Annotated in this window: 13 protein-coding genes; 11 read left to right on the plus strand and 2 right to left on the minus strand. The window is 59.2% G+C overall.

Features of this window, described 5'->3' with window-relative positions; all coding sequences use genetic code 11:
- Positions 1-75: 75 nt before the first annotated feature.
- From eno to ispD, 3 genes are all read left to right on the plus strand, one after another.
- The gene (gene eno, locus J9870_RS05750) at positions 76-1,365 is read left to right on the plus strand and encodes a phosphopyruvate hydratase (RefSeq protein ID WP_210643062.1); all 1,290 of its coding nucleotides are present in this window, start codon (positions 76-78) and stop codon (positions 1,363-1,365) included.
- Between the two features lie 171 nt (positions 1,366-1,536).
- Entirely contained in the window at positions 1,537-1,815 is a 279-nt protein-coding gene (ftsB, locus tag J9870_RS05755; protein ID WP_025212129.1) for a cell division protein FtsB, read from the plus strand.
- Positions 1,812-2,519 (plus strand): 2-C-methyl-D-erythritol 4-phosphate cytidylyltransferase, encoded by a 708-nt coding sequence (gene ispD, locus J9870_RS05760; RefSeq protein ID WP_210643063.1) that lies wholly within the window; start codon positions 1,812-1,814, stop codon positions 2,517-2,519. The genes ftsB and ispD overlap by 4 nt, the downstream gene beginning before the upstream one ends.
- A 166-nt stretch (positions 2,520-2,685) precedes the next feature.
- Here ispD and J9870_RS05765 read toward each other — a convergent pair whose 3' ends face one another.
- A complete protein-coding gene (locus J9870_RS05765; RefSeq protein ID WP_210643064.1) occupies positions 2,686-3,582 on the minus strand; it encodes a LysR substrate-binding domain-containing protein in 897 nt (298 codons plus the stop codon).
- A gap of 107 nt (positions 3,583-3,689) precedes the next feature.
- On the opposite strand from J9870_RS05765, the gene J9870_RS05770 reads away from it, so the two are divergent.
- From J9870_RS05770 to rpoS, 8 genes are all read left to right on the plus strand, one after another.
- On the plus strand, positions 3,690-4,802 hold the full coding sequence (locus tag J9870_RS05770; RefSeq protein ID WP_135843934.1) for an S-(hydroxymethyl)glutathione dehydrogenase/class III alcohol dehydrogenase: 1,113 nt from the start codon (positions 3,690-3,692) through the stop codon (positions 4,800-4,802).
- An 8-nt stretch (positions 4,803-4,810) separates the two neighbouring features.
- Entirely contained in the window at positions 4,811-5,656 is an 846-nt protein-coding gene (gene fghA / locus J9870_RS05775; RefSeq protein WP_210643065.1) for an S-formylglutathione hydrolase, read from the plus strand.
- 43 nt (positions 5,657-5,699) lie between these two features.
- On the plus strand, positions 5,700-6,173 hold the full coding sequence (ispF, locus tag J9870_RS05780) for a 2-C-methyl-D-erythritol 2,4-cyclodiphosphate synthase (protein WP_063322748.1): 474 nt from the start codon (positions 5,700-5,702) through the stop codon (positions 6,171-6,173).
- On the plus strand, positions 6,170-7,228 hold the full coding sequence (gene truD / locus J9870_RS05785; RefSeq protein WP_210643066.1) for a tRNA pseudouridine(13) synthase TruD: 1,059 nt from the start codon (positions 6,170-6,172) through the stop codon (positions 7,226-7,228). Before ispF ends, truD begins: the two co-directional genes overlap by 4 nt.
- Positions 7,216-7,965, plus strand: a complete 750-nt coding sequence (gene surE / locus J9870_RS05790; protein ID WP_210643067.1) for a 5'/3'-nucleotidase SurE — start codon at positions 7,216-7,218, stop codon at positions 7,963-7,965. The genes truD and surE overlap by 13 nt, the downstream gene beginning before the upstream one ends.
- A gap of 41 nt (positions 7,966-8,006) precedes the next feature.
- A complete protein-coding gene (locus J9870_RS05795) occupies positions 8,007-8,642 on the plus strand; it encodes a protein-L-isoaspartate(D-aspartate) O-methyltransferase (protein WP_170862085.1) in 636 nt (211 codons plus the stop codon).
- Positions 8,643-8,868: 226 nt separating this feature from the next.
- A complete protein-coding gene (locus tag J9870_RS05800; RefSeq protein WP_210643068.1) occupies positions 8,869-9,717 on the plus strand; it encodes a peptidoglycan DD-metalloendopeptidase family protein in 849 nt (282 codons plus the stop codon).
- Between the two features lie 106 nt (positions 9,718-9,823).
- Entirely contained in the window at positions 9,824-10,831 is a 1,008-nt protein-coding gene (gene rpoS / locus J9870_RS05805; RefSeq protein ID WP_003198289.1) for an RNA polymerase sigma factor RpoS, read from the plus strand.
- Between the two features lie 490 nt (positions 10,832-11,321).
- Here the strand turns inward: rpoS and fdxA are convergent, their stop codons facing one another.
- Positions 11,322-11,645 carry a ferredoxin FdxA gene (gene fdxA / locus J9870_RS05810; RefSeq protein WP_210643069.1) on the minus strand — a complete coding sequence of 108 codons (324 nt, stop codon included), beginning with the start codon at positions 11,643-11,645 and terminating at the stop codon, positions 11,322-11,324.
- Between the last annotated feature and the right edge of the window lie 110 nt (positions 11,646-11,755).

Consider the following 11,755-nt stretch of genomic DNA (forward strand, 5'->3'; position numbering starts at 1 on the left):
CTGCTCTATACCCGCCGACGGTAAAAGATTTCCTCTCGCTGCGTCGTTTTCGTCAACTTTGGAGTGTTTACAACAATGGCAAAAATCGTCGACATCAAAGGTCGTGAAGTTCTCGACTCCCGTGGCAACCCCACTGTCGAAGCGGACGTGCTTCTCGACAACGGCATCATCGGTAGCGCCTGCGCGCCGTCCGGTGCTTCCACTGGCTCGCGCGAAGCGCTGGAGCTGCGTGATGGCGACAAGAGTCGTTACCTGGGCAAGGGCGTGCTCAAAGCCGTCGCCAACATCAACGGTCCGATCCGCGACCTGTTGCTGGGCAAGGATCCTGCCGACCAGAAAGCCCTCGATCACGCGATGATCAAGCTCGACGGTACCGAGAACAAAGCCACCCTGGGTGCCAACGCGATCCTCGCCGTATCCCTGGCCGCTGCCAAGGCTGCTGCCCAGGACCAGGACCTGCCGTTGTACGCCCACATCGCCAACCTCAACGGTACCCCGGGTGTCTACTCGATGCCGGTGCCGATGATGAACATCATCAACGGTGGCGAGCACGCTGATAACAACGTCGACATCCAGGAATTCATGGTTCAGCCGGTTGGCGCCAAGACCTTCTCCGAAGGCCTGCGCATGGGCACCGAGATTTTCCATCACCTCAAAGCCGTGCTGAAGGCCCGTGGCCTGAGCACCGCCGTTGGCGACGAAGGCGGTTTCGCACCGAACCTGGCCTCCAACGAAGACGCGCTGAAAGTGATCTCCGAAGCTGTGGCCAACGCTGGCTACAAGCTGGGTACCGACGTGACCCTGGCCCTGGACTGCGCTGCCAGTGAGTTCTTCGAAGACGGCAAGTACAACCTGTCTGGCGAAGGCCAGGTGTTCACCGCCGAAGGTTTCGCCGACTACCTCAAGGGCCTGACCGAGCGTTACCCGATCATCTCCATCGAAGACGGCCTGGACGAGTCCGACTGGGCTGGCTGGAAAATCCTCACCGACAAGATCGGCGAGAAGACCCAGCTGGTGGGCGACGACCTGTTCGTGACCAACACCAAGATCCTGAAAGAAGGCATCGACAAGAAGATCGCCAACTCGATCCTGATCAAGTTCAACCAGATCGGCACCCTGACCGAAACCCTGGAAGCCATCCAGATGGCCAAGGCCGCCGGCTACACGGCTGTAATCTCCCACCGCTCCGGCGAAACCGAAGACTCGACCATTGCCGACCTGGCCGTGGGCACTGCGGCGGGCCAGATCAAGACCGGTTCGCTGTGCCGTTCCGACCGCGTTTCCAAGTACAACCAACTGCTGCGTATCGAAGAGCAGTTGAGCGGCAAGGCCAAGTACAACGGTCGCGCCGAGTTTCGCGGTTAAGCGGTAAATGGTAAAAAGACAGCGGATTATGTCGAAAAGGTCGCCCTGGCGACGGTTTTGCCTCTAATCTGATGCCTTATCAAGCACAAGCCTGGTTTTTCCAGGCTTCGTGCTATCAGACGTTTCAAAGTTTGGCATGGCTGTCTTTTTTCACTGGATACCTGATATTCGATGCGCAGTCCCAATTGGTTGTTTCTTGTCTTGCTCCTGTTGCTGGCTGGCCTGCAGTACCGCCTGTGGGTGGGCAATGGCAGTCTGGCGCAAGTGGCCGACCTGACTCAGCAAATAGCCGATCAGCACGCGGAAAACGAAGCGTTGCTGGAGCGTAATCGGGTGATGGACGCCGAGGTCAGTGAGTTGAAAAAAGGCATGGAGACCGTTGAAGAGCGGGCTCGCCATGAACTGGGCATGGTCAAGGAGGGTGAAACCCTCTACCAGTTGGCCCAATGAGTATCCGTTTGCCGGCCTTCTGGGTCGTGATTCCTGCCGCGGGCGTCGGTGCCCGTATGGCCGCGGACCGTCCCAAGCAATACTTGCAACTGGGCGGGCGCACAATTCTCGAACACAGCCTTGGCTGTTTCCTCGATCACCCGACCGTTAAAGGCGTAGTGGTCAGCGTTGCCCACGATGATCCTTACTGGCCGACCCTGGCCTGTGCCAGCGACCCGCGCATCCAGCGCGTGGACGGCGGCCAGCAGCGTTGCGATTCAGTGCTCAATGCCTTGCTGCATCTGCACGAGCAGGGGGCCGACGATTACGATTGGGTGTTGGTACATGACGCCGCCCGGCCCAACCTGGCCCGGGATGACCTGGATACCTTGCTCAGCGAGTTGGCGAACGATCCGGTCGGCGGCCTGCTGGCCGTCCCGGCGCGCGATACCCTCAAACGTGCCGACAAGCAGGGGCGTGTGCTGGAAACCGTTGATCGCAGCGTGATCTGGCAGGCCTATACGCCGCAGATGTTTCGTCTCGGTGCCTTGCATCGGGCCCTGGCTGACAGCCTGGTGGCAGATGCACTGATTACCGATGAAGCGTCCGCCATGGAATGGGCCGGGCAGGCACCGCGGTTGATCGAAGGGCGTGCCGATAACATCAAGGTCACCCGGCCGGAAGATCTGGAGTGGTTGCGCCAGCGCTGGGCGAATCGGCATTAAGTCGGATCGATTTTCTGTTAGAACATCATTGCCTGGGCCGACACCATCGCGAGCAAGCTCGCACCCACAATGGACTGGTGTGAACACTTGCCCATCATTCGACGATAACCCCTGTGGGAGCGAGCTTGCTCGCGATAGCGTCACCCCAGACGACAAAAAAAACCTGTCACCCCCGATACTCCGGCCGCTGCGCCAACCCTTCCTTCAAATAATCCACCAACTTGCGCACCTTGGGCGATAGATGCCGCTGCTGCGGGTACAACGCCCACACCGCCGTATTCGGCGGCTGATGAGCCTCCAGCAGCGATATCAGCGCGCCGCTGTGCAGATGTTCCAGCACGTAATAATCCGGCAGTTGACACAACCCCACGCCTTGCAGCGCCGCATCCAATACTGCTTGCCCACTGTTGCAGCGCCAGTTTCCTTGTACGCGCTGGGAAAATTCCCGCCCGTTCTGCTCCAGTTGCCAGATATCGGAACTGCCGACCAGGCAATTGTGACGGCTCAATTCCGACAGACTATGGGGCCGACCGTAGCGTTCCAGATAGGACGGTGAGGCGCACAGGTACATGCGTCGCGGCGCGAGGCGGGTGGCAACCAGGCGTGAGTCCTGCAAGCGGCCCAGGCGAATCGCCAGGTCCAGGCCCTCGTGCACCAGGTCCAAAGGGCGGTTGCTCAGCTCGATGTCTACTCGCAACTGTGGATAAAGCCCCATGAACCGCGTCACCAGCGGCACGATGAAGCGCTCGCCATAGGCTACGGCACAAGTCATGCGCAGCATGCCCTTGGGTTCGCTGGTGAGATCACCCACCGCTCGCAACGCTTCCTCGCGGCCATCCTGCAGGCGTTGGCAATGTTGCAAAAAGGTCTGCCCGGCCTCGGTCAGGGTGACCCGGCGGGTGCTGCGATAGAGCAGGCGTGTCTGTAGACGTTCTTCCAGTCGTACGATTTGTCGACTGATATGGGAAGACGAAACTCCGAGGCGTTCGGCAGCTGCGGTGAATTGACTGCATTCGGCCACGGCGACGAACTCGTCGATTCCTTCCCAGCGATTGTCGGACATAGGTGATTATCCCTGTACAGCAATAATGTTTTGCTTTTGGTTGGATTATTCATCGTCCGGCGGAGGATTACACTCCCGGTCTTGTTTTTATTTGCTGGAGAATCCGGATGATCAAGTCGCGCGCTGCCGTTGCCTTCGAGGCCAAGAAACCCCTGGAAATCGTTGAAGTCGACGTCGCCATGCCCAAGGCGGGCGAAGTGCTGTTGCGCGTGGTGGCTTCCGGTGTCTGCCACACCGACGCCTACACCCTGTCGGGCGCTGATCCAGAGGGGATCTTCCCGTCGATCCTCGGCCATGAAGGCGGCGCGATTGTCGAAGCCATCGGTGAAGGCGTGACGTCGGTCGCGGTGGGTGACCATGTGATTCCGCTGTACACGCCGGAATGCGGTCAGTGCAAATTCTGTAAGTCAGGCAAGACCAACCTGTGCCAGGCGATTCGCGCTACCCAAGGCAAAGGCCTGATGCCGGACGGCACTTCGCGTTTTTCCTACAAGGGCGAGACGATTTTCCACTACATGGGCACCTCGACGTTCTCCGAATACACCGTGCTGCCGGAAATCTCCGTCGCGAAGATTCCAAAGGAAGCCCCGCTGGAAAAAGTCTGCCTGCTGGGTTGTGGCGTCACCACCGGTATTGGTGCGGTGATCAACACGGCCAAGGTCAAGCCGGGTGACACCGTGGCGATCTTCGGCCTGGGCGGCATCGGCCTGTCGGCGGTGATTGGTGCGGTGAAGGCCAAGGCCTCGCGCATCATCGCCATTGATATCAACCCGGCCAAGTTCGAAATCGCCAAGCAACTGGGCGCCACCGATTGCGTCAACCCGAAAGACTTCGATCGTCCGATCCAGGAAGTCATCGTCGACATGACTGACGGCGGCGTGGACTTTTCCTTTGAATGCATCGGCAATGTCCAACTGATGCGTGCTGCGCTGGAATGCTGCCACAAGGGGTGGGGCGAGTCGGTGATCATCGGCGTCGCCGGTGCCGGCCAGGAAATCTCCACTCGTCCATTCCAATTGGTAACCGGCCGCGTCTGGCGCGGTTCGGCATTTGGCGGCGTGCGCGGTCGCAGCGAGTTGCCTAGCTACGTGGAAATGGCCGAGAAGGGCGAGATCCCGCTGGATACCTTCATCACCCACACCATGGGCCTGGAAGATATCAACAAGGCGTTCGACCTGATGCATGAAGGCAAGAGCATCCGCACCGTCATCCATTTCTGAGGTCGGTCATGAGCCTTGAAAACATTTCTTGCCAGAAAAGCTTCGGCGGCTGGCACAAGCGTTACCGGCACCGTTCTGAAGTGCTCGGGTGTGACATGGTCTTTGCCGTGTACCTGCCGCCGCAAGCCGAGCAGGGCGGCAAGTTGCCGGTGCTTTATTGGTTGTCCGGGCTGACCTGCACCGACGAAAACTTCATGCAAAAGGCCGGTGCCCAGCGCATGGCCGCCGAGTTGGGGCTGATCATTGTCGCGCCCGACACCAGCCCCCGTGGCGCCGATGTGCCGGGCGATCCAGACGGTGCCTGGGACTTTGGCCTGGGTGCGGGCTTTTATCTGAACGCCACGCAGGATCCTTGGGCCCGGCACTATCGGATGCATGACTACGTGGTGCAGGAACTGCCGCAGTTGGTCGAAGCGCATTTTCCCGCCTCGGATAAACGCGGCATCAGTGGTCATTCCATGGGCGGCCATGGCGCGTTGGTTTGCGCCTTGCGCAACCCGGGGCGCTATCGTTCGGTGTCGGCCTTTTCGCCGATCAACAATCCGACGGATTGCCCTTGGGGCCAGAAAGCCTTCTCCCGTTACCTGGGGGAAGACCGCTCGAAATGGCGCGAATGGGATGCCTGCGCCCTGATCGCCGAAGCCGGCGAGAAGCTGCCACTGCTGGTGGATCAGGGCGATCGCGATGATTTCCTGGCCAGCCAGCTCAAGCCCGAAGCCCTGCAGCAAGCTGCCAAGGTCGCGGGTCATCCGCTGGAGTTGCGCCTGCAACCGGGCTACGACCACAGCTACTTCTTCATCGCCAGCTTCATTGATGACCACTTGCAGCATCATGCACGCGCTCTAAACGCCTAATGCAGGTAGAATCACGCCCTGACTAAAATCGGGGCGTTTTTTTATGCGTATTGGCCACGGCTACGATGTTCACCGTTTCGCTGAAGGCGACTTTATAACTCTGGGCGGCGTGCGTATCGCACACGGCTTCGGGCTGCTCGCGCATTCTGACGGTGATGTCCTGCTGCACGCCTTGAGCGATGCCTTGCTCGGCGCGGCTGCCCTGGGTGACATCGGCAAGCACTTTCCCGATACCGACCCGCAATTCAAGGGCGCTGACAGCCGCGCTCTGTTGCGGCATGTTGTCTCGCTGATCCACGCCAAGGGCTGGAAGGTGGGCAACGTCGATAACACCATCGTGGCCCAGGCGCCCAAAATGGCCCCCCACATCGAAGCGATGCGCCAGCTGATTGCCGAGGATCTTCAAGTTGAGTTGGACCAAGTGAACGTGAAAGCCACCACCACCGAGAAACTGGGTTTCGTCGGTCGCGAAGAAGGCATTGCCGTCCACTCCGTCGCCTTGTTGCTGCGCCCATGACTGAATTGGAACTATTGGGCCCGCGCGCCTACGGTGAACCGCTGGGTAGTGCGGTACTCAAGGCCACCGCTGAGGATTTCCAGGTCGATGAAGTGCTGGATATCCCGTTGACCGGCGATGGCGAGCACTTGTGGATCTGGGTTGAAAAACGCGGCTTGAACACCGAAGAGGCCGCTCGACGAATCGCCAAGGCCGCTGGCGTGCCATTGCGCACTGTCAGCTACGCCGGGCTCAAGGACCGCCAGGCCCTTACCCGCCAATGGTTCAGCGTCCAATTGCCAGGCAAGGCCGACCCGGACCTGTCGGCGGCAGAGAACGACACACTGAAGATCCTCAAGACCGGACGCCACAGACGCAAACTGCAGCGCGGCGCGCATTCGGCCAATGGCTTCACCCTGCGCCTGACCCAGTTCAAGGGCGACACCGCAGCTATCGATGCGCGGTTGCAACAGATTGCTCGCCAGGGTATCCCCAACTATTTCGGCGCCCAGCGGTTCGGGCATGACGGCGGCAACGTCGTCGATGCCCGGGCCTGGGCGGTGCGCAAGGCCTTGCCGGAACAGCGCAACGTGCGCTCGCGCTTGCTGTCAACGGCCCGCAGTTTTCTGTTCAACCGGGTGCTGGCGGCGCGAGTGGCCGACGGTACCTGGCTGCAGGCGCAGGTGGGTGACTTGCTGGCCTTCACCGACAGCCGCAGCTTTTTCCCGGCCGGCGAGGCTGAATGCAGCGATCCGCGCCTGGCGATTCTCGACTTGCACCCGACCGGGCCGCAGTGGGGAGAGGGGCCTTCACCTGCCGCCGGCGCGACTTTTGAGCTGGAACAGGCCGTTGCCGAGGGTGAAGCCGATTTGCGCGACTGGTTGATAAACGCGGGAATGAGTCACGAACGTCGCATCCTGCGACTGCCCATTGGCGGGCTGTCGTGGCATTATCCCGAGCCTGACATTCTGCAACTGGAATTCGTCCTGCCGGCCGGATGTTTCGCCACTGTCTTGGTGCGCGAACTCGTCGATCTGGTGCCGGTGGGGCAGACGGACAGCCCATGCGTATTCTGATTTCTAACGACGACGGGGTGACTGCACCCGGTCTTGCCGCGCTTTATGCTGCGCTGGCGGATTTTGCCGAGTGCGTAGTCATCGCCCCGGACCAGGACAAAAGCGGCGCCAGCAGCTCGCTGACGCTCGACCGTCCTTTGCACCCCTGCTATCTGGATAACGGTTTCATCAGCCTCAACGGCACACCGACCGATTGCGTGCACCTGGGTATCAACGGGTTGCTGGAGCGTGCGCCGGACATGGTGGTGTCGGGCATCAACCTGGGCGCCAACCTGGGGGATGACGTGCTGTATTCCGGTACGGTCGCCGCCGCCCTGGAAGGCCGCTTCCTGGCACAACCGTCGTTTGCCTTTTCGTTTGTTTCGCGCCAGGTCGATAACTTGCCTACCGCCGCCTACTTCGCCCGTAAATTGGTGCAAGCCCATGGCGAGCTGGAGCTGCCACCGCGTACGGTGCTGAACGTAAATATCCCGAACCTGCCACTCGATCATATCCGTGGCATCCAACTGACGCGCCTGGGCCATCGCGCTCGCGCCGCCAAGCCCATGCACGTGGTCGATCCGCGGGGCAAGGCCGGTTATTGGATCGCCGCCGCCGGGGATGCCGAGGATGGTGGGCCGGGCACTGATTTCCATGCGGTGATGCAAGGTTATGTCTCGATCACGCCTTTGCAGCTCGATCGCACCTTCAACGATGCCTTTCGAAACCTCGATGGCTGGCTGGAGGGGCTGCGCTGATGGCTCGTGAGCAAGACGATATGCTGCGCCGCGGGATTGGCATGACCTCCCAACGCACCCGCGAGCGCCTGATCCAGCGGCTTTATGAAGAAGGCCTGTCCAACGCCCAGGTGTTGGAGGTGATTCGCCGCACACCACGGCATTTGTTCGTCGATGAAGCCCTGGCTCATCGCGCCTATGAAGACACTGCCTTGCCGATCGGCCACAACCAGACCATTTCCCAGCCTTATATGGTGGCTCGCATGAGTGAGTTGCTACTGGAGGCGGGGCCGCTGGACAAGGTCATGGAGATCGGCACGGGGTCGGGTTACCAGACGGCGGTGTTGTCGCAACTGGTGGAGCGGGTGTTCTCGGTAGAACGAATCAAGGTGCTGCAAGACCGCGCCAAGGAGCGTCTGGTCGAACTGAACCTGCGCAACGTGGTGTTTCGCTGGGGCGATGGGTGGGAAGGCTGGCCGGCCTTGGCACCTTATAACGGCATCATTGTGACTGCCGTGGCCACCGATGTACCCCAGGCCTTGCTGGATCAGCTCGCCCCCGGTGGGCGACTGGTGATTCCGGTGGGCGCAGGCGAGGTCCAGCAGTTGATGTTGATCGTGCGGGAAGAACACGGGTTTTCACGACACGTTCTCGGAGCCGTGCGGTTTGTGCCATTGCTCAACGGGCCGTTGGCCTGAGCATTTATAAACAGACGCTGAATTCCGTGGCATGGGTTGTGTCTTACAGCGGCACCGATGGGTTAAGCATTGATTTGTTAAACAGCGCTCAACGGTGTCGAGCAAACGTGTGCGGCAGCCTTTCGCGCGTACTGGATAGAGGCGCGGTCATGGCCAGCTATATGTGTAATACCTCTGCCTGGACAGGCAGTTTCCAATTTTTCAGCCACCACAAAGGGAGCGGCGGGTGAGTCTCACAGTCATTGCGCAGCGTATGGGTATCACGAGCTTTCAGCGCCTGGTGACTGGCCTTGTCTTGAGCACCTTGCTGGTCGGTTGTTCCAGTACACCGTCGGGTAATGTCCGGGTAGTCGATCGCAATAACAATGCGGCGCCGCAACGTCCTACAGTAACGACCGGTCAGTATGTAGTCCGTCGCGGCGATACGCTGTTTTCCATCGCTTTTCGCTACGGCTGGGACTACAAGGCCCTCGCGGCGCGCAACAACATTCCTGCGCCTTATACGATTCATCCAGGTCAGACAATTCGCTTCGATGGCCGTAGTGGTTCAACACCCACCGCCGTCGTCACGCAGTCGGATTCGTCGGCGTCGTCGTCGAGTAAAACCACAGTCATTCGCCGGCCGGCGGGGGCTGCAACGGCGACAGTACCGTCCGTCGCGAGCAAACCGACCCCTGCTCCGATGCCTCCAGCGGGTCCCGCCCCGACAGGCTGGGGATGGCCTTCTAATGGCGTTCTCATTGGAAAATTCTCTTCAAACGGTAGTTTGAATAAAGGAATTGATATCGCCGGGGATTTGGGACAGCCTGTTTTAGCCGCGTCTGATGGCACGGTTGTGTACGCCGGGAGTGGTTTGAGGGGCTACGGCGAACTCGTGATCATCAAACACAGCGATACCTACGTCAGTGCCTACGGTCACAACCGCAGGCTGTTGGTTCGGGAGGGGCAGCAGGTCAAGGTCGGACAGACAATTGCCGAAATGGGATCAACGGGAACGGACCGGGTGAAACTGCACTTTGAGATTCGCCGACAAGGTAAGCCTGTAGATCCGCTGCAATTCCTGCCACGTCGTTGATTTGATTGTCAGCCTGTTCCGTCACGTAGAGGGAACAGGCTCCAGCGTTGCCAAGGATAAAGGCGTCGCTTGAGCTTGAGGTCGAACTCACCAAAGGACTATAACAATGGCTCTCAGTAAAGAAGTGCCGGAGTTTGACATCGACGATGAGGTTCTCCTTATGGAGACCGGCATCGCTATGGATTCGATGTCGAATGATGAAGGGGCGACTCCACCTTCCGTTCGTGCCAAATCCAAACACTCCGCTTCACTTAAACAACATAAGTACATCGATTACACCCGGGCGCTCGACGCCACTCAGCTATACCTTAACGAAATCGGTTTCTCGCCGTTGCTCTCCCCCGAGGAAGAAGTTCATTTTGCGCGTCTTTCGCAAAGTGGCGACCCGGCCGGTCGAAAACGCATGATTGAAAGTAACCTGCGCCTGGTGGTGAAAATCGCCCGACGCTACGTCAATCGCGGGCTTTCGCTGCTGGATCTGATCGAAGAGGGCAACCTGGGCTTGATTCGCGCGGTCGAGAAATTCGACCCCGAGCGAGGCTTCCGTTTTTCAACCTACGCCACCTGGTGGATCCGGCAGACCATCGAACGGGCGATCATGAATCAGACCCGGACCATCCGGTTGCCGATTCATGTGGTCAAGGAGCTGAACGTCTACCTGCGGGCCGCCCGTGAGTTGACCCAAAAACTCGACCATGAACCTTCACCCGAAGAAATCGCCAACCTGCTGGAAAAACCGGTAGGTGAGGTCAAGCGCATGCTTGGGCTCAACGAGCGGGTCTCTTCGGTAGACGTCTCGCTGGGGCCGGATTCGGACAAGACCCTGCTGGACACCCTGACCGATGATCGCCCCACCGACCCGTGCGAGCTGCTCCAGGACGATGACTTGTCCCAGAGCATCGACCAGTGGCTTTCGGAACTCACGGACAAGCAACGGGAAGTGGTCATTCGCCGCTTCGGCTTGCGCGGTCATGAAAGCAGTACCCTTGAAGATGTAGGCTTGGAGATTGGTTTGACCCGTGAGCGGGTCAGGCAGATCCAGGTTGAAGGTCTCAAGCGTCTCCGGGAGATCCTGGAGAAAAATGGCTTGTCGAGCGAGTCGCTGTTTCAGTAACTCGAACGTAAGCGCAGCAGGAAAAGCCCCGACTGGTTCGGGGCTTTTTCGTTTCTGCGGTGGCTGCTTTCCAGTTTTGCTCTATTTGAGATTCAGCTTGTAAGCCTTTGCCTAGTGTTGCGTAAGCGATCGGTTTCCCAATGGCGGGACAGACAGCTATAAGAGCCGTGATATTTTTGTACTTATATGATTTATAAAGGAAATTTGTTGATGAACGTAGCGTGACAGAACAAGCCACCTGTATCAGCCGCGTTGCACTCGCCTGGGAAAATACTAATATCAGTCCTGTGTCGACGGACAGACACACCCGTCAAGGACGATGGGGAAGGAAGGACATCGCAGGACGCGATTCATCAGGACGATGAAAAGGATCAAAGGGATTAGGGAAAAAATGTGGGCGGGTCAAACCGCCCCTTTTTTTTGCCCGCGATTTCTTATCCGGAAAAGCAAAAAGGCCCGCAAGGGGCCTTTTCGATGAGCGCAGGAACGATCAGCGTTCGAGGTCTGCGATCTTGCCAGGCTTGCCATCCCACTCTGCGGCGTCCGGCAGGGCATCTTTCCTCTCGGTGATGTTCGGCCAGATGTCCGCCAGCTCGGCGTTCAGCTCGATGAAGTTCTCCATGCCGGCCGGCACTTCGTCCTCCGAGAAAATGGCATTTGCCGGGCATTCCGGTTCACACAGGGCGCAGTCGATGCACTCGTCCGGGTGAATGACCAGGAAGTTCGGGCCTTCGTAAAAGCAGTCCACCGGACAGACTTCTACGCAGTCGGTGTACTTGCACTTGATGCAGTTGTCGGTGACGACGAAGGTCATTTCTAATTCTCTCCTCAGGCGGCGGCAGCGGAGCCCCTTCACGGTGGGGTCGCCAGGTTCGGGAGGATAGTCTGCGAACCAGGCTAATAGCCCGCAGCATCCCAAACCGC

Origin of the sequence: Pseudomonas sp. Tri1, assembly GCF_017968885.1 — a bacterium.
Lineage (GTDB): Bacteria > Pseudomonadota > Gammaproteobacteria > Pseudomonadales > Pseudomonadaceae > Aquipseudomonas.